Here is a 22,656-nt window from a genome sequence, read left to right on the forward strand (position 1 = left end):
ACTTTCCTATTGGCTGGCCCATATGATCCGGGCGATCCATTCCACATCCGCAAGATCGAAGCTGCGGTTGGGGTGTTCGGGGTTCAGCGACAGGAGTTCTATCGATTTCGCGCTCTGCCGCAGCAGGACCTTGGCCATCACTTCACCCTCGCGGGTCTTTACAACGACACGGTCATTTTTCCTGATCTGAGCCCCTGGCTCGACGATCAGAATATCCCCGTCGCGATAGAGCGGCAACATGCTTTCGCCCTGGACTTCGAGCGCATAGACGCCGGCCCTTTGCCCGGCCGCGACGGGAAATTCCACCATGTCCCAGCCCTGACCGGCAGGAAACCCGCCGTCGTCGAAGAAGCCGCCGGCGCCCGCCTGGGCAAAACCGATCAGGGGGATGGCGTTTTCAGCCGGCGAAATCCCATGCATCGCTACGGTGCCAGCCGGTTCGCCCGGCCGGATGAAGCTCAGGAACTGCTCCAGGCTGGCTCCGGTCGCATCCAGGATCTTGGCGATCGATTCCGTCGACGGCCAGCGCAGGCGCCCGTCCTGGCTCAATCGCTTCGATTTGTTGAAGGAGGTGGCGTCAAGCCCGGCACGGCGTGCGAGCCCGGAAGGGGTCAAGGCGTGCCGCTCGGCAAGCCGGTCGATCGCACCCCATATCTGCTCGTGTGACAGCATCGCCGCTCAGCATCCGCGTACCGGCTCGCCCGGCGCTCAACTCTTTAAAAAAGGTTAACCGAGGCATTTTGACGAGTAAAGGGCGGCATAGGAATACGGTCCTTTATCCCCGTGCTTTCATCATGGGGCTTTTTGCCGTCTTCACGTCTTCTGCGGCAGCGGCTTGGTGTCCGGCTGCTCGTTCTGGAACTCCTTCGCCATGCCCATGAAGCCGCGCATGAATTTCTGCATGATGCCGAGCGTGCGGTCGACCTCGGCGTCGCTCGGAAGGCTTGAGCCCTTGTTTGCGGCGACGGTCTTTTCCAGTTTCGTCACGCGATCGGCGAGGCGGTCGAGCTCGTCATCATAGGCGGCGCGCTCGTCGGCGGCCATGCGGCAGACGAGATTGCCGCCCTGGTCCTGGCAAAGGGACATGGCACCCGTCTGTTTGTCGAGGCGAATGAAATGATCGCCGCTACGCTCCAGCTGGAAGCGCGTTGCATCCGGTTCGGCTGAGAGAGCCGGTGTGGAGAGAAGAAAAGCAGTGGGCATAAGCACGGCTGCAAGGCCGATTTTCAGTTCCTTCGTCATGTCATCCTCCGGATTTTCTGCGTTAAACCTCAAATCCATCACGGAAACCGTGGACACGGGCTGATGTTTTCGTGCAAAGCCCTTTCAGCACAGCTTTACATAGGGATGATGACCGCCATGCCAATGGTTTACAAGATCGTGCCGGATGCGCTCTGGCAGCAAGCCAGACAAACCGGCGTTTTTGATGGCGCTGCGATCGATCTGACCGACGGCTTCATTCATTTCTCCACCGCGAAGCAGGCAAGGGAGACGGCCGCGCGTCATTTCGCCGGGCAGACCGGCCTGCTGCTGGTGGCGATCGACGGCGATGCGCTCGGCGACAAGCTGGTGTTCGAACCCTCGCGCGGCGGCGATCTCTTCCCGCATCTCTATGCGCCGCTGCCGCTTTCGGCCGTGCTCTGGGAAAAGCCGCTGCCGCTTGGCGATGACGGCGCCCATGTCTTTCCGGAGATGGCGGAATGATCGGCGCCTTTCGCGATCTCGGCCGGCGCGGCCTGTTCCTGTTCGATCCGGAAACCGCCCACGGCATGTCGATAGCGGCGCTGAAATCCGGCATCGTGCCGGCGTGCCGCGTCAGTACCGATCCTCGCCTGCGCCAGACCGTGGCCGGGCTCGATTTTGCCAATCCCATCGGCATGGCCGCAGGCTATGACAAGAATGCCGAAGTGCCGGAGGCGCTGCTGAAACTCGGCTTCGGCTTCACGGAGATCGGCACGGTTACGCCGAAGCCGCAGTCGGGCAATCCCCGCCCGCGCATCTTCCGCCTGGTCGAAGACGAAGGCGTCATCAACCGCCTCGGCTTCAACAATGAAGGGCATGAAGCGGCCTTCCAGCGGCTGAAAGCCATCCGTGGCAATGGCATCATCGGCGTCAATATCGGCGCCAACAAGGATAGCGTCGACCGCATTGCCGACTACGTCGCCGGTATCCGCCGCTTCTATTCGGTGGCGCGCTATTTCACCGCCAATATCTCCTCGCCGAACACACCGGGCCTGCGCGACCTGCAGGCGCGCGAAAGCCTGTCGGCCCTGTTGTCGGCAGTCCTTGTCGCGCGTGACGAGGAAGCGGCGAAGGCCGGCAAGCGCATCCCGGTCTTCCTCAAGATCGCCCCCGATCTGACCGAGGAGGGAATGGACGATATCGCCGCCGAAGCCTTGTCTCATGCGCTCGATGGTTTGATCGTCTCCAACACGACGCTGTCGCGCGATGGCTTGAAGGATCAGCGGCAGGCCAAGGAAGCGGGCGGCCTTTCCGGCAAGCCGGTCTTCGAAAAATCGACCGCTGTGCTTGCCAAAATGCGCCGCCGTGTGGGTGCTGCTTTGCCGATCATCGGTGTCGGCGGCGTGTCGTCGGCAGAGACGGCGCTGGAAAAGATCAAGGCAGGCGCCGATCTCGTGCAGCTCTATTCCTGTATGGTCTATGAAGGGCCTGGATTGCCGGGACAGGTCGTCTCTGGCCTGTCGAAACTGCTTGATCACCAGCGTGCCGGCTCGATCCGCGATCTGCGCGATGCCAGGCTGGATTACTGGGCAAACCGGAACGTCTGATCGGCTCGCTTCTTCAAGCCCATGGCCAGGAAGATGCCGCGAAACAGCAGGAAGGCATTCATGGCCATCCAGAGGCCGTGATTGCCGAGCGTCGGCACGAAGATGGCGAGCGCCATGAGATAGCCGCCGAAGGAGAGCAGCATCTTGTTGCGCATCTCGCGCGACCATGTGGCGCCGATGAAGACCCCATCCATCAGGAAGGCGAGCGCGCCGGTCAAGCCGGTTATCGCCGCCCAGGGCAGATAGGTTCCGGCCGCGGCCCGGACCTCCTCCGAGGTGGTCAGCAGGCGGATCAGTGCCGGCCCGACGGTGAAAAAGAAGATGGCGGCGGCAAGCGCCAGCCCGAAGGACCAAAGCCCGGTCAGCTTCAGCCCGCGCTCGAAGGCCGGACGGTAGTTGGCACCGATCGAACGGCCGGTGATCTGCTCGGCGGCGTTGGCGAGACCATCGAGATAGTAGCCGGATAACAAAAAGAAATTCATCAGCACGGCATTGGCGGCAAGCATGACCGCGCCGAAGCTGTTGCCGATCCGTGTCATCAGCGTAAAGGCGCCGATCAATACGAAGGTCCGGATCAGGATATCGCGATTGAGCGCGAAGAGCTGCGTGAGCTTGGCGCGCGAGAACAGTTCCGAACGCGCCGGCCGTTCTTCGCCGGCAAAGCTGCGCAGCACGATGAAAAGCCCGAGCAGCATGCCGCTCGCTTCGCCGATCAACGTGCCCCAGGCAACGCCGGCGACACCCCAGCCAAGCCGGAGGCCGAGCAGGATGGCGAGCACGATGTTGACGCCGTTAATGACCGTCTGCAGCAAGAGCCCGATGCGGCCCTGGCCGCGGCCAAGCACGAAGCCGAGCAGTGCGTAATTGGCAAGCGCCGCCGGGCCGGAGAGCATGCGGATGGAAAAATAGGTACGCGTCGCGTCGGCGATACCGCCTTGCGGTCCCATCAGCTTGATGCCGATCCAGAGTAGCAGCGGCGACAGAAGGACGATCATGATGCCGCAGCCGAGCGCCCAGATCAGGGCACGCCAGAAGACCGCCTGTTGCTCGTGCCGGTCGTGGCGGCCATAGGCCTGGGCCGTCAGTCCTGTTGTCGAGGCGCGCAGGAAGTTGAAGCTGGCAAAGAGGAGGTCGAACAGCACGGCGCCGATGGCAAGGCCCGCCAGCGCGTCCGGCTGGCCCATGTGGCCGACGACGGCTGTATCGACGAGACCGAGCAGGGGTGTCGTCATGAAGCCGAGCGTCATCGGAAGCGCGATCGACAGCACGAGCCGATGCGTTACCTCAAAGGGCAGGACCCTTACGCTCCGCTGCTGAACATCCATATTACCTTCCGCCTCCTCAGTTCGAGGAAAGCACCATGGACCAATAGGGCTTGTCACCGGAAGAGGGGGTATAGGCAAGAGCGACGCCAAGGCCGTCATATTTGCCGAGCATGTTGTGCAAATGCTTCGGCGAATTGATCCAGGCTGTCACCGCGGCGCTCACGTCGTGCTGGCCTTCGGCGATGTTCTCGGCGGCCGGCAGCTTGACGCCGCTCGCCTTGACACGCTTGCCGAAATCGTCGCCCATGCCGATCAGGTGTTCCATCTTGCCGGCATCCGCCATGCGTCGTGCCTGGTAGACGGCGGCGGTGCTGGCGGCGGTATCGATCCTCAAGGGCGGCAGGCCGTTCTTGGCGCGCAGCGCATTGACGAGCGGCAGAGCGGAAGCGGTCTGGTCGCTGGCCGGGATATTGGAAACACGGGCGGGCGGCGTCGCACAGCTTGCGACGGAGGCGGTGAGCGCAAGGGCGGCGAGGCGCAGCGCATCGCGGCGCGTGAAGTTCATTGTCGGGGAGGTCATGTCAGCGGCGGTAATTGAACAAACGAAGGATGATGAAGATGGGAATGACGATGGATGCGCCAAGCAGCACGTAGTCGCCGAATTCGCCGAGCGCAGCGAAGCCGCTGTGCCAGAGATCGGTGAGGAAGCGGCGGACGCCATAGAGGAAATCGAGCGGACGCCAGCCGAAGAACTTCATCACGAAGCCGACGACGAGCGACACGATGATGAGCTTCACCAGCGTGCGGCCGGGCGAGTCGCCAAGGAATCTGTTCACCTGATCGGACATGCGGACGTCTCCATGATGGCAGTCGGTGGTGCTTGAGATAGGGCCGGGGCCTGCGACTCGCAAGCACTTTTGCCTTTGCCTGAAATAGGACTTGAGTTTTTTTGTGGCCGCGTTCAAAGGCGAGCGTCAAACAGGATGAAACCCATGTTGCCGAGCCAGCTTTCCTCCGGCGATGTCATTGGCGACCGCCGCGCCGACTATGCGAAGATGCTTGCCGAAAGCGGCGAGCCGGCGAGCGCGGCCGAGCTGATGGAGCAGGCGCTGGAGCTGGTGCCGCGCTGGGCGGCCGGCTGGTTCACGCTTGCGACCTATCGCGAGAAGGCCGGCGATGCGCCGGGCGCGATCGCCGCGCTGAACGAGGTGCTGATGTTGGATGAGGGCGATGTTTTCGGCGCTCGCCTGAAGCTGGCGGTTCTCGGCGGCGCCGATGTGCCCGACCGGCCACCGAGCCTCTATGTCGAGCGGTTGTTCGATGACTATGCCGACCGTTTCGAAACCTCGCTCGTCGAGAAGCTCGACTACAGCGTGCCAGACAAGCTTGCGACGCTGATTGCCGAAACGGCCGGTATCCCGAAACATTTCCGCCTTGCCGTCGATCTCGGCTGCGGCACGGGCCTGTTCGGACCGGAAATCCGTGCCCATGTCGATCGGCTCGAGGGTTACGATCTCTCGAAGGGCATGCTTGCCAAGGCGACCGAGAAACATGTCTACGATCATCTCGGTCAGGCCGATCTGTCGCTGGAGCCGGATCTGTCCGGCGTTTTCGATGCCGGGCTGGTGCCGGGCCGTGCCGATCTGATCACCGCCGCCGACGTGCTGATGTATCTCGGCGATCTGCAAGGTGTGATGGCGATCGTCCGCAAGCTTTCGGTCGGTGGAGCGATCTTCGCCTTTTCCGTCGAGGACGCGCAGCAACCGGATGGCTATGTGCTGCGCGATTCCCTCCGATTTGCGCACTCCGAAGCCTATGTTCGGGAAATATTGGTCGGTCACGGCTTTACGGTGCTGGATCTCACCCGCAGCATCATTCGCATGGATGGCGGAAAACCGGTCCACGGCATTCTGTTCATTACCCGGAAATCGGCTTGATGATTTCGAATCTTGCGAATTTAAAATAGGTCAGTATTGCTTACGTATTTTTGCTTGATTGTCGCCTGAGTTTTCAGCAAAAAGCCTGGAAACCCAGGGGAAAGCACATGGCAAACGCAAAGAGCGCATTTGGTGTCTGGAAGACGTCCGCGACCCGGCATTCGTGGATTGAGGATGTTCAGGGTATCGTCTCCGGCAGCCTGATTTCGTCGCTGGGGCTGTTCTGCCTTTCAAGTGCCGGCCTTTTGACCGGCAGTACCGCCGGCATTGCTTTCCTGCTGCATTACGCCATCGGCGTGAATTTCGGCCTGGCCTTCTTCGTCGTCAATCTGCCGTTCTTCTATCTGTCGCTGAAACAGCTCGGCCCGGCCTTCACCATCAAGACCTTCATCGCCATCGCGCTGACCTCGCTGCTGACCAATCTGCAGCCGGTGCTGTTCAATGTTGCGCATATCAACGCGCTGTGGTCGGCGCTCCTCGGCGGCATTCTGCTCGGCTTCGGGCTGCTCGCACTCTATCGCCATCGGGCAAGCCTCGGCGGCGTCGGCATTCTGGGGATTTATCTGCAGGAGCGTTTCGGCATCAGGGCAGGGTTGGTGCAGCTTGCAATCGACCTATGCGTGCTCGCGGTCGCTTTTGCTGTGACCACGCCGCCAGTGGTCATCTGCTCCGTCATCGGCGCAATTGTCCTCAACCTTTTCGTTGCGATCAATCATCGCTCAGACCGCTATATAGCGCTGTAAAGCTTATATCTATTGCTTGCGGGTCTCGTCGGATTCGACGATCGCGGCTTCGTGATACCAGCTATCGAATGCGGCCGTCGCAATAGACGGGCCGATATCCGGGGTGAGGTTCACCTTCGGACGCTGGCTGAGCGCCGTGGGGCGGGCCGTGACGGGAAACTGATAGATCTTTGCGGTTTCGTGGCGAGTACCGATTGCCATTCGTTGTCTCTCCCTTTTTGGTGTTCAAGCGGGCGCGCTTCAAGAGACAACTCATATATAGCAAAGCCCAAGGCAAATATCACCATTCCGCTTAAAAAAAATGCTAAATGATGAAATTGTAGGCAATTCGACGCTGGTGCAGCGGATGCCGCTTCTTTGATCCGCCGATTTTCCAATCCATTTTAGGACCGTTGGAGCCTGCGACACTTTGGCAGTTCGATTGGGACCATGGCGGCGATTTGAAAAGAATCTGATGCTTGGCAGCGGGAAATCTTGCCCGAACGCGGCTGAATCATAAAAATCTCGCCTGACGAGTCAGATGTCGATGCGATCTGGCACGGCACATGCATCTCTCTTGCCAGCCGATCGTAGAGAGGATTTTCCGGCGGGCGCGCCGGGCCAAGTTTTTCCTACTTCGCCTGATTAACTGTTATGAGGTGCGTAATGACGAAATTTAAGCTCGAGTACATCTGGCTCGACGGGTACACCCCGGTACCGAACCTGCGCGGTAAAACGCAGATCAAGGAATTCGACGCATTTCCGACGCTCGAACAGCTTCCGCTTTGGGGCTTCGACGGTTCGTCGACGATGCAGGCCGAAGGCCGCAGCTCCGATTGCGTGCTGAAGCCCGTCGCCATCTATCCGGACCCGGCCCGCACCAACGGCGCGCTCGTCATGTGCGAAGTCATGATGCCGGATGGCGTCACGCCGCACGCTTCCAACAGCCGCGCTACCATCCTCGACGATGAAGACGCATGGTTCGGCTTCGAGCAGGAATACTTCTTCTACCAGGACGGCCGCCCGCTCGGTTTCCCGGAATCCGGCTATCCGGCCCCGCAGGGCCCGTACTACACCGGCGTCGGCTACAAGAACGTCGGCGATGTCGCCCGCGAGATCGTTGAAGAGCATCTCGACCTTTGCCTCGAAGCAGGCATCAACCACGAAGGCATCAACGCCGAAGTGGCCAAGGGTCAGTGGGAATTCCAGATTTTCGGCAAGGGCTCCAAGAAGGCCGCCGACCAGATCTGGATGGCACGCTACCTGCTGCTGCGCCTGTGCGAAAAGTACGGCATCGACATCGAGTTCCATTGCAAGCCGCTCGGCGATACCGACTGGAATGGCTCGGGCATGCACTGCAACTTCTCGACCAAGTTCATGCGCGAAGTCGGCGGCAAGGCCTATTTCGAAGCACTCATGGCTCAGTTCGACAAGAACCTGGATGCCCATATCGCTGTTTACGGCCCGGACAACCATCTGCGCCTGACCGGCAAGCACGAAACGGCCCCGTGGAACAAGTTCAGCTACGGCGTTGCCGACCGCGGCGCCTCGATCCGCGTTCCGCACTCCTTCGTCAAGAACGACTACAAGGGCTATCTTGAAGATCGTCGCCCGAACTCGCAAGGCGACCCCTACCAGATCGCTTCGCAGGTCCTGAAGACCATCTCGGAAGTTCCGACGGCTGGCTTCGGCTCGGTTGCAGCGTGATTGTTTCCGTGCTTGGCTTGCCGAGCATAGGTGTTAATGAACGGCGCGGGGCTTCGGCCCCGCGTTTTTCGTTTTGGGCCTAGCTCTTAGCTTGTTAGTGGCGGTCATCGCCGGACCTTTATGTGCCCTGCTATAAACACTGAACCCGTCATCCTCGGGCTCGACCCGAGGATCCACACCCGGGCTGCCAACTATGCGGCGGGCGTTCAGGGGGATGCAAGACGCACTCCCGCCGATGCTTGCCGGTGGGGTTTCTGGCGCGCTGACCTACTTGCGCCTGGATCCTCGGGTCCAGTGTAAAGCCAGGGGTGACTGTCAGGCATGTCTCCGGGCTTTACATCAAGCCCGAGGATGACGGATCGTGTGGGGACCACAGACACACCATGGCCTTGGCGAAGCAACGTCCAGCTCGCCCTTGTGCTTCTCCAAACCCCGCTTCTCATCCGCCGCATATCCATTACATTGAACCCCGTGGACCAGATCGATCCGGAAACCCGTCTTGCCTTGCCTGCACCCTTCCTCCGCTGGTTTGCGGAAAAGGGCTGGCAGCCGCGCGCGCATCAGCTGGAATTGCTTGCCCGCGCCGAAGCCGGCGAAAGCACGCTGTTGATCGCGCCAACAGGTGCCGGCAAGACGCTCGCCGGTTTCCTGCCGTCGCTCACCGATCTCACCCGGCGCGGCAAGATCCCGCCCGGCTCGGCTTTTACCGGCATCCATACGCTCTACGTTTCGCCGCTGAAGGCGCTAGCGGTGGATATCGAGCGCAACCTGATGAAGCCCGTTTCGGAAATGGGGCTGCCTGTCACAGTCGAAAACCGCACGGGCGATACGCCGAGCGGCAAGCGGCAGCGGCAGAAGCTCAATCCGCCCGATATCCTGCTGACGACGCCGGAGCAGGTGGCGTTGCTGCTTGCCAATCATGAGGCCGAGCGCTTCTTCAAGGATCTGAAATACATCGTCTTCGACGAGTTGCATTCGCTCGTCACCTCCAAGCGCGGCCATATGCTGTCGCTCGGTCTTGCCCGCATCCGCAAGCTGGCGCCTCGCGTCCAGACCATCGGCCTTTCGGCGACGGTCGCTGATCCCATGGACCTGCAGAAATGGCTGGTGGCGCAGCAGCCGGGGGAGGAACACCATGCCGGCCTCGTCATCGTCGAGGGCGGTGCCAAGCCGGATATCTCCATCCTGTCGACGGAAGAGCGCATCCCCTGGTCCGGCCATTCCGCCAAATATGCGATCCCCGATATCTATCGCGAGCTGAAGGCGCATCGCACGACGCTGCTCTTCGTCAACACGCGCTCCCAGGCCGAAATGCTGTTTCAGGAGCTGTGGTCGGCCAATGACGACAATTTGCCGATCGCCCTGCACCACGGTTCGCTCGATGTCGGCCAGCGCCGCAAGGTGGAAGCGGCCATGGCGGAAAACCGGCTGCGCGCCGTCGTCGCCACCTCCACCCTCGATCTCGGCATAGACTGGGGTGACGTCGATCTCGTCATCCATGTCGGCGCGCCCAAAGGCGCGAGCCGGCTTGCCCAGCGCATCGGCCGCGCCAATCACCGCATGGATGAGCCCTCGAAGGCGATCCTGGTGCCGGCCAACCGTTTCGAGGTCATGGAATGCCAGGGAGCTCTCGATGCCAATTATATCGGCGCGCAGGACACGCCGCCGATCGGCGCCGGTGCGCTCGACGTTCTCGCCCAGCATGTACTCGGCATGGCCTGCGCCGAACCCTTCGACATGCTGGAGCTTTATGACGAGGTGCAGAGCGCCTCTCCTTATGCTGCGCTTTCCTGGGAGACCTTCGAGCGCATCGTCGATTTCGTCGCCACCGGCGGCTATGCGCTCAGAACCTATGAGCGCTATGCCCGCATCCGCAAGATGGCGGATGGGCGCTGGCGCGTCCCCAATCCGCAGGTCGCCCAGCAATATCGCCTGAACCTCGGCACGATCGTCGAAGAGGCGATGCTGAATATCCGTCTGGTGAAACGCAACGCGCTGGGTTCGCTCGGAAGGGGCGGTGCGCCGCTCGGCAAGGTCGAGGAATATTTCATCGAGCAGCTTTCGCCCGGCGATACCTTCCTGTTTTCCGGCAAGGTGCTGCGCTTCGAAGGCATCCGCGAGAGCGAGTGCCTGGCGTCGCAGGCTTTTTCGCTCGACCCTAAAATCCCCTCCTATGCCGGTGGCAAGTTTCCGCTCTCCACCTATCTCGCCGATCAGGTGCGGGCGATGATTGCCGATCCCGACCGCCGGCACCGCCTGCCGGATCAGGTGCGCGACTGGCTGGAAATTCAAAACGAGAAGTCGCTGCTGCCGAAGCGCGACGAGTTTCTGATCGAAACCTTCCCGCGCGGCAGCCGCGCCTATATGGTCGCCTATCCTTTCGAAGGGAGATTGGCGCACCAGACGCTCGGCATGCTCCTGACGCGGAGACTGGAGCGCGCCGGCGCCAAGCCCATGGGCTTCGTCGCGACCGATTATTCGCTCGGCATATGGGGTCTGGAGGATATGGGGCTGATGATCGCAAATCGGCGTCTCAATCTTTCCGACCTCTTCGACGAGGATATGCTCGGCGACGATCTCGAGGCCTGGCTCGACGAATCCTTCCTGTTGAAACGCACCTTCCGCAATTGCGCCGTGATTGCCGGCTTGATCGAGCGCCGGCATCCGGGCAAGGAAAAGACCGGCCGTCAGGTGACTGTTTCGGCCGATCTGATCTATGACGTGCTGCGCAGCCACGAGCCCGACCATATCCTGCTGCAGGCGACGAGGCAGGATGCGGCGACGGGGCTTTTGGATATTGGCCGTCTTGCGGATATGCTGAAGCGAATCAAGGGCCATATCACCCATCGCGCGCTGGACCATATTTCCCCGCTCGCCGTGCCGGTGATGCTGGAAATCGGCAAGGTGCCGGTGCCGGGCGAGGCTCACGATGTCCTGCTTGCGGAAGCGGCCGACGACCTGATCCGCGAGGCGATGGGCTGAACGAATGAGGATGGACTGACGTGATCAACCGGCTGGCGCTGGCGCGGGACTTGAACAGTCAAGAGAGCGGTAAACGTGCGTTAGCCGCGGGCGTCGAGACCGTCGTTCAAGGCGTTGCCGCCGTCTGCGATCCGATGGGTGCGCTTTATCTGCCTGACAGCGGCATTCTCGTCGTCTCCGATCTGCATCTCGAAAAAGGCGCGGCCTTCGCCCGGCGCGGCATGCTGCTGCCGCCCTATGATACGCTGGCGACGCTGACCGTTCTTTCCGCCGTCATCTCCCGCTATGATCCGAGACTCGTGGTATCGCTCGGCGACAATTTCCACGATCGGGTCGGTTCGCAGCATCTGCCGGAAGAATTTCGCAGCCTGATCGTCAACATGGCCCGCGGCCGCGAGTGGATCTGGATCAACGGCAATCACGATCCGGACGGCACGGTCGACCTGCCGGGCCACTCGGTCGACGAAATGCATTACGGTGGATTGACGTTCCGCCACGAGCCGAAAGCGGGACAGCAGGCCGGTGAGATCGCCGGCCATCTGCATCCCTCCGCCACCGTTCGGCGTCGCGAAAAATCAGTGCGCCGCCCGTGCTTCGCAACGGATGGTGCCCGCCTGCTGATGCCGGCCTTCGGCGTGATGACCGGCGGCCTCGATCTTCGCCACAAGGTGATGGCCGGCCTCTTCGAGCGGGAAAGCCTGATTGCCCATCTGCTCGGCCGCGACCGCATCTATTCCGTGCGGTTCGGCAACCTGTCGGCCTAGCGCAATTCCAGGAAAAGTGCGCAGCGGTTTTCCGTCCGGAATTGCGCGAAACCAAGGAGGTAGAGCGGTTCAGAGATTCCGTGAAAAGCTGAACCGCTCTACGCTACTTCGCGGGTTCGTAACGCAGGATCACCGCGCCGGTCTTCAACGGACGTGAATCGATGAGCTTCATCGGTCGCTGTTCGGCTGCCGGCTTGAAGTGCGGATTGCCCGATCCCAGCACGACCGGAACGAGGCAGATCCGCAGCTCATCCACCAGGCCCGCCTTGAGCAGCACATCCGTCACCTCGGCGCTGCCGAAGACGAACATGGTCTTGCCGGGCTCTTGCTTCAGTCTCTTCACTTCGGCGGCAATGTCGCCGACGATGCGGGTATTGTTCCAGTCCGCCTTGTCGAGCGTCCGCGAAGCGGCGATCTTGGCGATGCCGTTCATGTAGGCGCTGATCTCAGGCGTTTCCGTCGCCGTCGGCCAATAGGCGGCCATGCCTTCATAGGTCTTGCGGCCGAAGATCAGCAGATCGCCTTCCTTGCCGAGCTCGCTCGCATAATGTTCCAACTCATCGCCCCAGGCGAGCATGTGAAAATCGAGGTCCCACGGCTTGGTTCCCTCGAAATAGCCGTCGAGCGTCATGAGATTCCAGATAACGAGCTTCCTCATCACTTTTCCTCCGTTGTGACCACCAGATCACAATTGAAACTGGTTGTTAAAAGCAAGCGGTTGTTTATTAGTCGGACTGATGGCAAAATGCAAGCAGTTTTTTGGAGACCATTATGGACGCATTGCATCGTTCCGGCTGCCCGATCAATCTGACGCTGGAAATTCTCGGCGACCGCTGGAGCCTGATCGTCATCAGGGACATCATGTTCGGCAATCGCCGGCATTTTCGCGAACTGCTGCAGAATTCGCAGGAGGGGATTGCCTCCAACATCCTCGCCGATCGCCTGAAACGGCTGGTCGAACGCGGCCTGCTGACCCGCGAGGATGATCCAACCCACAAGCAGAAGGCCATCTACAGCCTTACGGAAATGGCGATCGATCTCGTGCCGCTCTTTGCCCATATGGGCGCCTGGGGCCGCAAGCATCTTCCGGTGTCCGAGGAACTGTCGATCCGCGCTGAACTCCTGGAAAATGGCGGTTCGAAGCTCTGGGAAGATTTCATGGAAGAACTGCGCGCCAAGCATCTCGGCAAGGTGCTGTCACCGGGCACCCCCTCGGTGCTCGGCCGGCTGACGGAAGCCTATCTCGAGGTTGTCGATCGCAGGAAAAGCGGTTGATCAGTTCTTCCGGAACATGAAGCTCGCACCCCATCCGGTGACGAGCGCCAGCAATACGGAGAACACGCCGTAGGCGATCGGCTGCTGGTGCGCGGCATCGGTAATGGTCTGTTCTATGCCTGTTTTGATGACGCGCAGCGGCAAGGATTTCTCGCTCAGGAACTTGCCGCTCTTGAAGAGATAGGCGCGCACCGTGTGCACGCCATTCGGCACATCGGCGGGAATTCTGAGCGTCGCCCTGAACAGCGAGGAGCTGACGAAGCGCACGCCGGCCGGATCGCTTTCATAGAGGCCGCCTGTTTTCTGCAGTCGTCGGAAGGCGTTGCGGAATTCCGGTACGTCCCCGACATTGCCGACGAAGCCGAGCGGCGTCAGCGGAATATGGTCGACGCCGATGCCGCGATCGCTGAGTTCGAGCGGTGTGGTGATATTATCGACCGCGCGTGTGCTCGACAGCGAATAGGCTTCGGGCACATGCTCGAACGTCATCGAGCGGGTATTGATCCAGATGCCGAAGACCCGCTCCTTCCGGCGCACCGTGGCGTTTTCGCGCGGGCCTTCCAGCACGACGACGATGTCATATTGGCCGATCGCCAGAAGCAGTTGGTCGGTATTGGACAAGGCGCCGAAAATCGTCAGATCGGCGCCGGTGAAGTCGGAGGTGATGGCGATCTCGCTCGTCGAGGTGCCGATCTCCATCGTCTCTCGCGCCGTGGTCGAGGTCGTCGGCTGGTCGAGCATCACCTGCGCCTGTCCGGCAAGTGGGGCAAGCAGCAATGTCGCGGCGATGAGCAGTCTGAAACCTCTCATCGGCTCACGCCTTCCATGACGACCGAATAGACATCGGCCGGCGTCACCACCAGGGCGATTGCCAGGCGAAGGCCGACGGCAAGGACGAGCAGACCGAGCAGGGCGCGCAATTGCTCGCCGCGCAGCCTCTGGCCGACGCGCACGCCGTATTGCGCGCCGATCACGCCCGCCACCATCAGCAGGAAGGCCAGGATGACGTCGACGGAATAATTGGTGGCCGCCTGCACGATGGTGGTGAAGGCGGTCACGAAGATGACCTGGAACAGCGAAGTGCCGACGACGACATTGGTCGGTACGCGCAGCAGATAGATCATCGCCGGTACGAGGATGAAGCCGCCGCCGATACCCATCGGCGTCAGCATGCCGACGAAGAAGCCAAGGCCGATCACCGGGATGGCGCTGAGATAAAGTTTGGATTTCTTGAACCGCAGCTTCAGCGGCAGGCGCTGGACCCAGTTGTGATGGCGCGGCTTGCCGGTCGACGGCGGCAGTTTGCCGGCCGCGCGGCGCATGGCCCGCACGCTCTCCCACAGCATCAGCGTTCCCACGGTGCCCAGCAGCAGCACGTAGATCAGGGAAATGATCAGGTCGATCTGGCCGAGCCGGCGCAGCAACACGAATAGCCACAGGCCGAATGTCGCGCCCGCTAGGCCGCCGACAAGCAGGATCGCGCCCAGCTTCAGGTCGAGCGAGCCGCGGCGGAAATGGGTAAGCGCGCCCGACACCGAGGAGGCGACGACCTGGTTGGAGCCGGTAGCGACCGCGACAACAGGTGGAATATTGTAGAAGATCAGGAGAGGCGTGATGAGGAAGCCGCCGCCGACGCCGAACATGCCGGAAAGAAACCCGACGGCGGTGCCCATGCCGAGAATAATGAGGATATTCACCGACAGTTCTGCGATCGGCAGATAGATCGTCACGCGCTGTTCCCACCTGCAGGCGGCCGATGGCCGGGCCTGAACCATTTTCCCCTCTTAAACGGCGGATTCTAATCTGAAATCCTTGCCAGAGCCTTAGGAAAAGCCGGGCTGCTCCAGTTTTCGAATAGCCGGGCTCACTCTAGCGCGGCTTTTTCCGCATTTCTGTGACGTCGCGTTCTGAGGGAAAGAATGACGTGGAGCGAGGCTGTGCAAGCCCGAAACGAAACATGCCGGCGTGGTCGCACCGGCATGTTCGATTGACTGATTTTCGTAGAGGGTTGCGAAGGCCTATTTGTTGCGGGCCAGAAGCTCCTTGACCACCTGATCGGTCACCCGTCCGTCGGCCGGCAAGCCCACGGATTTCTGGAAATTCTTCAGGGCGGCCACGGTCTTGTCGCCCATGGCGCCATCCGGCGCACCGGCGTCGAAGCCGTTCTTGTTGAGGATGGCCTGGATGTTGCGGATGGCCTTCTTCATGTCGATGGAGGCCGTGTTCACGCCCTTGCCCGTGGTCCATTCGTCGGGAATGTCCGTGCCGTTGGCCTTGGCATCGGCCGGCTGCACCTTCCAAAGGTCGGCCTTGGCACGCGCGCTTTCGAGGTCGCCAGGCTTCATGGCATTGGCGACTTCATCGCGCTTCTGGGCGGCGTCCTTGTCGCCGCTCTTTGCGGCGATCGCGAACCATTTGTAGGATTGCTGCAGATCCTGTTTCACGCCGTTCCCGCGTGCATAGAGGATGGCGAGGTTGAACTGGCTGTCGGAGACACCGAGATTGGCGGCGCGGATAAACCAGCTTGCGGCAGTATCATAGTCCTGCGGTCCGGCGGTGCCAGAGGCAAAGAGAACGGCGAGATTGTGCATGGCGCTAGCATTGCCCTGATTGGCCGCCTGCTCGTAATATTGCTTGGCCTTGATGAGATCGCGATCGACGCCGTTGCCCTTCTCATACATGCTGGCAAGGCGGTACTGCGCGGGCGCATAGTTCTTGTCGGCCGAAAGCTGATACCAGCTTGCCGCCTGCTTCATATCGGCGGCAACGCCGCGGCCATCCGTATAACGTGCGCCGATTTCGAAGAGCGCCACCGGGTCGGCCGATTTGGCGGCTGCGACGAGCGATGGCGGCTGGATGCCGTCGGGCACCGTGATCTCGGGCGCCACCGGGGTGGCGACGGAACCTGCGGCCGCCTTGTCCGGCTGGACGAAAGCAGCCGTCTGTTGGGTAGGCGCGGCGCTGCCGGCAGGAGATAAGGTCTCGCTTGCCGCTTGGTTGCCGTCGAGCGGCGTTGCCGCCGTCAGGTGGTCGCTCGCAGGTGCTGCTGCCGGATTGGCGGGCGCGCTCGCAGCTTGCGTGTCCACCGTCTCGGCCGAGCCCGCGGGTGCGGCGGCCTGGTTTACCGTGGGCTGCTGATTGTTGTCGGCCGGGTTCGTCGATGCGACGACGATATTGCTGGCGGCATTGGCCGGCGGCGCGATCATCGAGGAGACTTCGGCAGGCGGGGGCGCCTTGTGGCCGCGCGTCAGCGTGTTGACCAGCGGGAAGGCCATGATGGCGAGAAGTGCCGCACCGACGGCCAACAGGATCGGCCGGCGGAAGCGCGAGAATGCGCCGCCTTTTTTCGCATCCTTCTTGGAGGCGGGAGCCGAACGCTGCGTCTGGTCGACTTCCATGGCTGCCGCCTGCGCGGCGCGCCGGGCTGCCGCGATATAATCGGCGCGCTCGTTTTCCGTCGGCTGGCGCGCGTTTCCGCTGCGAGAGGCATTCTGGCTGGCGCGTACGCGCTCGAGGATCTTCTTGATGTCGGGCGCGCCGGAGCCCGGCTCCAGCAATTCGTTGGCTTCTTCGCCGGGCATCAAGTCCGCCGGATCGATCGATGGCGCCTGCGCGATCACTGGGCGATCCGGCGGGAAGATCGGCTCGGCCTTTTCCGGCGTGAAGAAGCGCTTGCCGAGGCTGGCGAAGAGACTGGCCTTGCCGCTCTTGGCGGCAGCCTTGATTTCAGCCTTCGTATTGGCGTCGATCGCCTGTGCGACCGCGACCTCGGAGGAGATAACGGGTTCCGCAGACGCGACCGTGCGGATGATCGGCCCGGCCTTCTGCTGCTGTGCGGCCATCGGCGGCTTTATGACCGGAGCATCCTCTTCGGCGAAGACGTCGCTTTCGAATGCCGCGGCCGGCATGAGAGGCGCCGGCCTGCGATGTTCCATATGGTCGAGCCGGTCGGCGATCTGCAGCAGCGTGTCGTGCAGCGCTTCGAAGGTGCGGTGCGTGCGCTCGTCGCTGGCGCGGCTGATGTCCTCGAGATGGCGAAGGTCCTCGGCAAGCGCCGTCAGCGCCGACATGTCGGCGGCCTGACCGCCATTGCCCGTCATGCCTTGGCGCGAATAGGCCTCGACGACGGCTTCCGCCGCATGGCGTGCCGCCTCGATGATATATTCGTCATTGGTCGCCATATAGTCTTCGATCGCGCCCATCCGGCGATCGAAGTCTGAAGGCATATGATCGGCGATGGCCCGGGGTTCGTTCGTCAGCAATGTCGAAAGATGGGCGATCTGCTCTTCGAGGCTGCGCAGCGCCTGCATATCCGTGGGCGGGGCGGCCGTGCTGGCCTCCAGCCGTGCCGCAATGTCGGAGAGGCGTCCCTCCAGCCGGCGCACCGCGCCGTCGTCGATGGCTGCGGCCGGAGCTGCGGGATGGAAATCCATCTCGTCGATGCGGCGAGCCAGATAGTCCAGCCGGTCCGCCAGAGCGTTGTCGACGGACCCGTGTTCCAGCGCGTCGATCTTGTGGGAGATGTCGGCGAGGTAGCTGACGAGTTCCGGCTGCGGTGCCGCCTTCTGCGAGCGTTCCATCAGGTGCGAGAGCTGGTCGAGGCGTTCCTCGAGGCGGGCGACGGCCTTTGCGCTGCCCAGCTCGTCGATACGCATGGCGAGCGCTTCGAGACGGCCGGAAAGGTCGTCCGCCGGCTGCCGCCGTGCCGCATCGCGGCCCATCAGGTCGATTTGGTCGGCAAGGCCGCTCAAGCGGCCTTCCAGCCGCTGCATGGCCTGGTCCTGCGGCTGCATCATGGAGCCGAGGCTCTCCATCGCGGTTGCGATCGTCAGCAGCTTGTTTTCCAGCGCGTGCACGGCCGGGCTGTGGTTCATGCCGCCGAGATGCTGCTTGATGTCGTCAAGGCGATAGGCAAGCGAAACGAGCTCGTCCTGCAGCCCCGTCGTATCGATCGCCTTGATCTGGCGTCCGACATGATGCAGCGATTCCTCGCGGGCAAGGCCGTCCATCAGCGAGCGCAGCTCGTCGAATTCGGCTTTCAGACCGACCGTTTCCGGCTGGCCGGCGAGCTGGTTGATGCTGTTGGCAAGCCGAGCCATGTCCTCGCGGACATCGGCGACGAAATGCTTGTCCTCGGCATTCTCGCGAATATCGCGGATTTCGGCGCGCAAGGCGTTGACCTCGCGGGTCACGCTCTCGGCGATGTCGCGCTTCAAATCCTGACGAAGATTGACGAGCGCCTGCGCGATGTCGACCGAGTTTTCAGCCGAAGGACGCATCGGCTGACGCTGGGCGTAAGCATCGAGTGGACGCCGAGCCGGCTGCGGTTCGGCATGCGCAACATCCTCGCGGCGTACTTGCGGCCGTTCACGGCCTGCTTCCAGCGCGCGCTGACGCTGACGGATCTCGGCAAGCGGATCGGAACGAAGATCGCTCTCGTTGCGCAACGGGCGTTCATAGGGTCGGCTGGCGAGCTGCTCGCGTTCGCTGCGCGGCGGCATCCGTTCCGCTGGGGCGGCGCGTTCCGGGGCGGGTGCATAGCCGCCGACGGCGCGCTGGCGCGTATCGCGCGAGGCGGCCGTGCCCATCAGCCCCTCGATGCGCGCTTCCAGTCCTTCGATCGTGCGGCTCAGAGCATCCAGCGACGCCCAGTCGCCCGTGCCGGTAGGATTTGATCGCGATCCGCTCATATCTTTGCTCGCTTCGAACTAAGGACCACCCGGGGCCAACATACTGACGGAAAGAAGACGTCGTGGCTTTGCCGCACCGCCCGCATCCCACCATTTGGAAAGGGATAAATGTATTGGCTTTCCTCAAACCGAGCTGCAAAACGGCGCGCCTATCGAAGGATAAGTTGAAGAGACGCGAAGCACTGCCGCTCAACTCATACAATTTACGAAACGTGGTAAACAACTCGTTAAGTTTACCGGAAGTCTTAACCTTTTATTTCGGTTCTGCTGTCTCGCGCGCCGATATTCTTGCGAGCAGTCGGGATCTTTCAGGCGCAGGACGGGCGCGCGCATTGCGTAGGTATCCGTCGCCCCTCTATCCCCTTCACCAAAATTTCAACATCGTCCGAAATTTGACGTTTACGCAAACGTCAATATTTTGTAAGAATAACGAGTGGCCGGAATCTGAGGTCCGGCGGCGAATTGGAGGAATTCGAGAAATGCCAGTCTACAAGGCCCCGGTGAATGATACGCTCTTCGTCTTGAACGATGTGCTCGGGCTGGAGCGCTACAACAATCTCCCGGGCTATGCCGATGCCACGCCAGACATGATCGAGGCGATTGTCGGCGAGGCGGCCAAGATGGCGGAAGAGGTGCTTTTCCCGCTCAACTATTCCGGCGATCAGGAAGGCTGCCTGCGCCACGATGACGGCACGGTCTCGACGCCGAAGGGCTTCAAGGAAGCCTATCGCGCTTATCGCGAAGGTGGCTGGCTCGGTCTCGCCGTGCCGGAGGAATACGGCGGCCAGGGGCTTCCCTATGTGCTGCACTGCGCCGTCGGCGAATATACCTCCGCCGCCAACATGTCGCTGATGATGTATCCGGGCCTGACGCAGGGCGCGATCGCCGCCGTTCTCGTCCACGGCTCCGACGCGCAGAAGCAGACTTACTTACCGAAATTGGTCGAGGGCACCTGGTCCGGCACCATGAACCTCACCGAGCCGCATTGCGGCACCGATCTCGGCCTCTTGCGCACCAAGGCGGTGCCTCAGGCCGACGGCAGCTATAAGATTTCGGGCCAGAAGATCTTCATCTCCGCCGGCGAGCACGACATGACGGACAATATCGTCCATCTCGTCCTTGCCCGCATCGAAGGCGCGCCTGAGGGAACCAAGGGCATCTCGCTGTTCATTGTGCCCAAATTCCTCGTCAAGGAAGACGGTTCGCTCGGCGCGCGCAATCCGGTCTCCTGCGGCGCGATCGAGCACAAGATGGGCATCCATGGCAACGCCACCTGCGTCATGAATTATGACGAGGCCACTGGCTTCCTGATCGGCGTGGAGAACAAGGGCCTCAACGCCATGTTCGTCATGATGAACGAGGCGCGCCTTGGCGTCGGGTTGCAGGGACTGTCGGTTGCCGAGATTGCCTATCAGAATGCCGCAAACTACGCTCGCGAGCGCATCCAGGGCCGCTCGCTTTCCGGCCCGAAGGCGCCGGACAAGAAGGCCGATCCGATCATCGTCCACCCCGATATCCGCCGCTCGCTGATGACCATCCGCGCCTTCAACGAGGCCGGCCGTGCCTTTCTGCTGTGGACGGCGCTGAAATCCGATATTGCCCATCGCTCTCCGGACGAGAAGGAGCGCCAGGCAGCGGACGATATCCTTGGTCTCGCGACGCCGATCCTCAAGGGTGTCATGACCGACAAGGGCTTCGACCATGCCGTCATGGCGCAGCAGGTCTTCGGCGGTCACGGCTATATCGAAGAGCACGGCATGAGCCAGTATGTCCGCGATGCCCGCATCACCATGATCTATGAGGGCGCAAACGGCATCCAGGCGCTCGATCTCGTCGGCCGCAAGCTGGCGCTGAACGGCGGCCGCGCCGTCATGGCGCTGTTCAAAGAAATCGGCGATTTCTGCGAGGAAAACCGTAACGACGAGCAGATGGCCTTCTTCACCAAGCATCTGAAGAAGGGCTTGAACGACGTGCAGGCCGCGACCATGTGGTTCATGCAGAACGCCATGGCCAAGCCCGACAATGCCGGCGCCGGCTCGACCGACTACATGCACCTCTTCGGCCTCGTCGTCCTCGGCTACATGTGGGCGAAGATGGCAAAGGCGGCGCAAACGGGCCTTGCGGGCGGCGACAGCGCGCGCGAGGATTACCTGAAGAACAAACTTGTCACGGCGCGGTTCTACATGGAGCGCATCATGCCGGAAACGGCGCTGCGCAAGGCCCGCATCGAAACCGGCGCCGACACGATGATGGAACTGGCGGCGGAAGCCTTTTGATCAAGGCGGCGTTCGCCGCCGCAGGGAGATGAGACATGACCGAGGTTTTCATTTACGACCATGTGCGCACGCCGCGCGGGCGGGGCAAGAAAGATGGGGCGCTGCATGAAGTGCCGTCCGTCCGCCTCGCCGCCAAGACGCTGGAGGCGATCCGCGACCGCAACGGCCTCGACACCGAAACGGTTGACGATATCATCATGGGCTGCGTCGATCCCGTCATGGAAGCCGGCGCCGTCATTCCGAGGGGTGCCGCCTTCGAGGCAGGCTATTCCACCAGGGCCCCTGGCATGCAGATTTCGCGCTTCTGCGCCTCCGGTCTCGATGCCGTGAATTTCGGAGCGGCCAAGATCGCGCAAGGGGCTGATGATATCGTCATTGCCGGCGGCGTCGAAAGCATGTCGCGGGTTGGCTTGGGCATGTCCGGCGGCGCCTGGTTCATGGACCCTTCCGTCAATTTCCCGGCCTATTTCATGCCGCAAGGCGTCTCGGCCGATCTCATCGCCACCAAATACGGCTTCTCCCGCGACGATGTTGACGCCTATGCCGTCGAAAGCCAGAAGCGCGCGGCCAATGCCTGGGAAAAGGGCTATTTTCAGAATTCCGTCGTGCCCGTGAAGGATGTCAACGGCCTGACCATCCTTGCCAAGGATGAGCATATGCGTCCCGGCACCGATATGCAGGCGCTGGCCTCGCTCAATCCGTCTTTCCAGATGCCCGGTGAAATGGGCGGTTTCGAAGCCGTCGGCATCCAGGCGCATCCGGAAGTCGAGCGCATCAACTATGTCCATCACGCCGGCAATTCCTCCGGCATCGTCGATGGCGCCGCCGCCGTGCTGCTCGGCTCCAAGGCGGGCGGCGAGAGCATGGGCTTGAAGCCGCGCGGCCGCATCAAGGCCTTCGCCAATATCGGCTCCGACCCGGCGCTGATGCTGACCGGCCCGGTCGACGTCACCGAAAAGCTCCTGAAGCGCAGTGGCCTGACGCTGGCCGATATCGATCTCTTCGAACTCAACGAAGCCTTTGCCGCCGTCGTGCTGCGCTACATGCAGGCTTTCGAGATTCCGCATGACAAGATCAACGTCAATGGTGGTGCGATTGCCATGGGCCATCCGCTCGGCGCGACCGGCGCGATGATCCTCGGCACGGTGCTGGACGAGCTGGAACGCCGCGATCTCAACACGGCGCTGGTGACACTCTGCATCGGCGCCGGCATGGGCACCGCCACGATCGTCGAACGCGTCTGAGGGGA

Annotated in this window: 20 protein-coding genes; 10 read left to right on the plus strand and 10 right to left on the minus strand. The window is 61.8% G+C overall.

Annotated features, from left to right (window positions below):
• Positions 1-6 precede the first annotated feature (6 nt).
• Together ACPYOP_RS13505 and ACPYOP_RS13510 are read right to left on the minus strand one after the other, a co-directional pair.
• On the minus strand, positions 7-672 hold the full coding sequence (locus ACPYOP_RS13505; RefSeq protein WP_481410890.1) for a S24 family peptidase: 666 nt from the start codon (positions 670-672) through the stop codon (positions 7-9).
• Between the two features lie 141 nt (positions 673-813).
• Positions 814-1,242 (minus strand): hypothetical protein, encoded by a 429-nt coding sequence (locus ACPYOP_RS13510; protein WP_481410891.1) that lies wholly within the window; start codon positions 1,240-1,242, stop codon positions 814-816.
• A 105-nt stretch (positions 1,243-1,347) separates the two neighbouring features.
• Here ACPYOP_RS13510 and ACPYOP_RS13515 point away from each other — a divergent pair, with 105 nt between their 5' ends.
• Both ACPYOP_RS13515 and ACPYOP_RS13520 read left to right on the plus strand, forming a co-directional pair.
• On the plus strand, positions 1,348-1,704 hold the full coding sequence (locus ACPYOP_RS13515; protein ID WP_481410956.1) for a DUF952 domain-containing protein: 357 nt from the start codon (positions 1,348-1,350) through the stop codon (positions 1,702-1,704).
• Entirely contained in the window at positions 1,701-2,789 is a 1,089-nt protein-coding gene (locus ACPYOP_RS13520) for a quinone-dependent dihydroorotate dehydrogenase (protein WP_481410892.1), read from the plus strand. The genes ACPYOP_RS13515 and ACPYOP_RS13520 overlap by 4 nt, the downstream gene beginning before the upstream one ends.
• Here the strand turns inward: ACPYOP_RS13520 and ACPYOP_RS13525 are convergent.
• Genes ACPYOP_RS13525 through ACPYOP_RS13535 form a run of 3 tightly spaced genes read right to left on the minus strand, consistent with a single transcriptional unit; the run spans position 2,765 to position 4,902 of the window.
• Positions 2,765-4,114: an MATE family efflux transporter gene (locus ACPYOP_RS13525; protein WP_481410893.1), complete on the minus strand. Its 1,350-nt coding sequence runs from the start codon at positions 4,112-4,114 to the stop codon at positions 2,765-2,767. The two genes, ACPYOP_RS13520 and ACPYOP_RS13525, sit on opposite strands and share 25 nt — an antisense overlap.
• 16 nt (positions 4,115-4,130) lie before the next feature.
• A complete protein-coding gene (locus tag ACPYOP_RS13530; protein WP_481410894.1) occupies positions 4,131-4,634 on the minus strand; it encodes a CAP domain-containing protein in 504 nt (167 codons plus the stop codon).
• 1 nt (position 4,635) lies between these two features.
• Entirely contained in the window at positions 4,636-4,902 is a 267-nt protein-coding gene (locus tag ACPYOP_RS13535; RefSeq protein ID WP_481410895.1) for a DUF6460 domain-containing protein, read from the minus strand.
• Between the two features lie 144 nt (positions 4,903-5,046).
• Between ACPYOP_RS13535 and ACPYOP_RS13540 the strand changes: the two genes are divergently transcribed.
• On the plus strand, positions 5,047-5,991 hold the full coding sequence (locus tag ACPYOP_RS13540; RefSeq protein WP_481410896.1) for a class I SAM-dependent methyltransferase: 945 nt from the start codon (positions 5,047-5,049) through the stop codon (positions 5,989-5,991).
• A 107-nt stretch (positions 5,992-6,098) separates the two neighbouring features.
• A complete protein-coding gene (locus ACPYOP_RS13545) occupies positions 6,099-6,734 on the plus strand; it encodes a YitT family protein (protein WP_132715772.1) in 636 nt (211 codons plus the stop codon).
• 9 nt (positions 6,735-6,743) lie between these two features.
• On the opposite strand, the gene ACPYOP_RS13550 is transcribed toward ACPYOP_RS13545, so the two are convergent.
• A complete protein-coding gene (locus ACPYOP_RS13550) occupies positions 6,744-6,935 on the minus strand; it encodes a DUF2735 domain-containing protein (RefSeq protein WP_015338743.1) in 192 nt (63 codons plus the stop codon).
• Between the two features lie 444 nt (positions 6,936-7,379).
• On the opposite strand from ACPYOP_RS13550, the gene ACPYOP_RS13555 reads away from it, so the two are divergent.
• The 3 genes from ACPYOP_RS13555 to pdeM all read left to right on the plus strand — a co-directional run bounded on the left by ACPYOP_RS13555 (position 7,380) and on the right by pdeM (position 12,166).
• Positions 7,380-8,420 (plus strand): glutamine synthetase beta-grasp domain-containing protein, encoded by a 1,041-nt coding sequence (locus ACPYOP_RS13555; RefSeq protein ID WP_481410897.1) that lies wholly within the window; start codon positions 7,380-7,382, stop codon positions 8,418-8,420.
• 471 nt (positions 8,421-8,891) lie between these two features.
• Positions 8,892-11,402, plus strand: a complete 2,511-nt coding sequence (locus ACPYOP_RS13560) for a ligase-associated DNA damage response DEXH box helicase (RefSeq protein WP_481410957.1) — start codon at positions 8,892-8,894, stop codon at positions 11,400-11,402.
• Positions 11,403-11,422: 20 nt separating this feature from the next.
• A complete protein-coding gene (gene pdeM, locus ACPYOP_RS13565) occupies positions 11,423-12,166 on the plus strand; it encodes a ligase-associated DNA damage response endonuclease PdeM (RefSeq protein ID WP_481410898.1) in 744 nt (247 codons plus the stop codon).
• 103 nt (positions 12,167-12,269) lie between these two features.
• On the opposite strand, the gene ACPYOP_RS13570 is transcribed toward pdeM, so the two are convergent.
• Positions 12,270-12,824, minus strand: coding sequence for a dihydrofolate reductase family protein (locus tag ACPYOP_RS13570; protein WP_481410899.1), 555 nt, complete (start codon positions 12,822-12,824; stop codon positions 12,270-12,272).
• Between the two features lie 113 nt (positions 12,825-12,937).
• On the opposite strand from ACPYOP_RS13570, the gene ACPYOP_RS13575 reads away from it, so the two are divergent.
• Positions 12,938-13,441, plus strand: a complete 504-nt coding sequence (locus ACPYOP_RS13575; RefSeq protein WP_481410900.1) for a winged helix-turn-helix transcriptional regulator — start codon at positions 12,938-12,940, stop codon at positions 13,439-13,441.
• Here the strand turns inward: ACPYOP_RS13575 and ACPYOP_RS13580 are convergent, their stop codons facing one another.
• From ACPYOP_RS13580 to ACPYOP_RS13590, 3 genes are all read right to left on the minus strand, one after another.
• Entirely contained in the window at positions 13,442-14,251 is an 810-nt protein-coding gene (locus ACPYOP_RS13580) for a TIGR02186 family protein (RefSeq protein WP_481410901.1), read from the minus strand.
• Positions 14,248-15,171 carry a sulfite exporter TauE/SafE family protein gene (locus ACPYOP_RS13585; RefSeq protein ID WP_481410902.1) on the minus strand — a complete coding sequence of 308 codons (924 nt, stop codon included), beginning with the start codon at positions 15,169-15,171 and terminating at the stop codon, positions 14,248-14,250. Before ACPYOP_RS13585 ends, ACPYOP_RS13580 begins: the two co-directional genes overlap by 4 nt.
• A 288-nt stretch (positions 15,172-15,459) precedes the next feature.
• Entirely contained in the window at positions 15,460-19,131 is a 3,672-nt protein-coding gene (locus ACPYOP_RS13590) for a peptidoglycan-binding protein (RefSeq protein ID WP_481410903.1), read from the minus strand.
• 479 nt (positions 19,132-19,610) lie between these two features.
• Here ACPYOP_RS13590 and ACPYOP_RS13595 point away from each other — a divergent pair, with 479 nt between their 5' ends.
• Positions 19,611-21,407: an acyl-CoA dehydrogenase C-terminal domain-containing protein gene (locus tag ACPYOP_RS13595; RefSeq protein WP_481410904.1), complete on the plus strand. Its 1,797-nt coding sequence runs from the start codon at positions 19,611-19,613 to the stop codon at positions 21,405-21,407.
• Positions 21,408-21,442: 35 nt separating this feature from the next.
• A complete protein-coding gene (locus ACPYOP_RS13600; protein WP_481410905.1) occupies positions 21,443-22,651 on the plus strand; it encodes an acetyl-CoA C-acetyltransferase in 1,209 nt (402 codons plus the stop codon).
• Positions 22,652-22,656 lie beyond the last annotated feature (5 nt).

Source organism: Rhizobium sp. KNZ2-6A (assembly GCF_056755475.1).

Bases quoted from the DNA above. Each gene is read 5' to 3' on its own strand.
- ACPYOP_RS13545 (WP_132715772.1), top strand. From the start codon at position 6,099: ATGGCAAACGCAAAGAGCGCATTTGGTGTCTGGAAGACGTCCGCGACC.
- ACPYOP_RS13575 (WP_481410900.1), top strand. From the start codon at position 12,938: ATGGACGCATTGCATCGTTCCGGCTGCCCGATCAATCTGACGCTGGAA.
- ACPYOP_RS13525 (WP_481410893.1), bottom strand. From the start codon at position 4,114: ATGGATGTTCAGCAGCGGAGCGTAAGGGTCCTGCCCTTTGAGGTAACG.
- ACPYOP_RS13550 (WP_015338743.1), bottom strand. From the start codon at position 6,935: ATGGCAATCGGTACTCGCCACGAAACCGCAAAGATCTATCAGTTTCCC.
- ACPYOP_RS13570 (WP_481410899.1), bottom strand. From the start codon at position 12,824: ATGAGGAAGCTCGTTATCTGGAATCTCATGACGCTCGACGGCTATTTC.
- ACPYOP_RS13595 (WP_481410904.1), top strand. From the start codon at position 19,611: ATGCCAGTCTACAAGGCCCCGGTGAATGATACGCTCTTCGTCTTGAAC.
- ACPYOP_RS13520 (WP_481410892.1), top strand. From the start codon at position 1,701: ATGATCGGCGCCTTTCGCGATCTCGGCCGGCGCGGCCTGTTCCTGTTC.
- ACPYOP_RS13530 (WP_481410894.1), bottom strand. From the start codon at position 4,634: ATGACCTCCCCGACAATGAACTTCACGCGCCGCGATGCGCTGCGCCTC.
- ACPYOP_RS13505 (WP_481410890.1), bottom strand. From the start codon at position 672: ATGCTGTCACACGAGCAGATATGGGGTGCGATCGACCGGCTTGCCGAG.
- ACPYOP_RS13540 (WP_481410896.1), top strand. From the start codon at position 5,047: ATGTTGCCGAGCCAGCTTTCCTCCGGCGATGTCATTGGCGACCGCCGC.
- ACPYOP_RS13600 (WP_481410905.1), top strand. From the start codon at position 21,443: ATGACCGAGGTTTTCATTTACGACCATGTGCGCACGCCGCGCGGGCGG.
- ACPYOP_RS13515 (WP_481410956.1), top strand. From the start codon at position 1,348: ATGATGACCGCCATGCCAATGGTTTACAAGATCGTGCCGGATGCGCTC.
- ACPYOP_RS13510 (WP_481410891.1), bottom strand. From the start codon at position 1,242: ATGACGAAGGAACTGAAAATCGGCCTTGCAGCCGTGCTTATGCCCACT.
- ACPYOP_RS13535 (WP_481410895.1), bottom strand. From the start codon at position 4,902: ATGTCCGATCAGGTGAACAGATTCCTTGGCGACTCGCCCGGCCGCACG.
- ACPYOP_RS13580 (WP_481410901.1), bottom strand. From the start codon at position 14,251: ATGAGAGGTTTCAGACTGCTCATCGCCGCGACATTGCTGCTTGCCCCA.
- ACPYOP_RS13555 (WP_481410897.1), top strand. From the start codon at position 7,380: ATGACGAAATTTAAGCTCGAGTACATCTGGCTCGACGGGTACACCCCG.
- ACPYOP_RS13590 (WP_481410903.1), bottom strand. From the start codon at position 19,131: ATGAGCGGATCGCGATCAAATCCTACCGGCACGGGCGACTGGGCGTCG.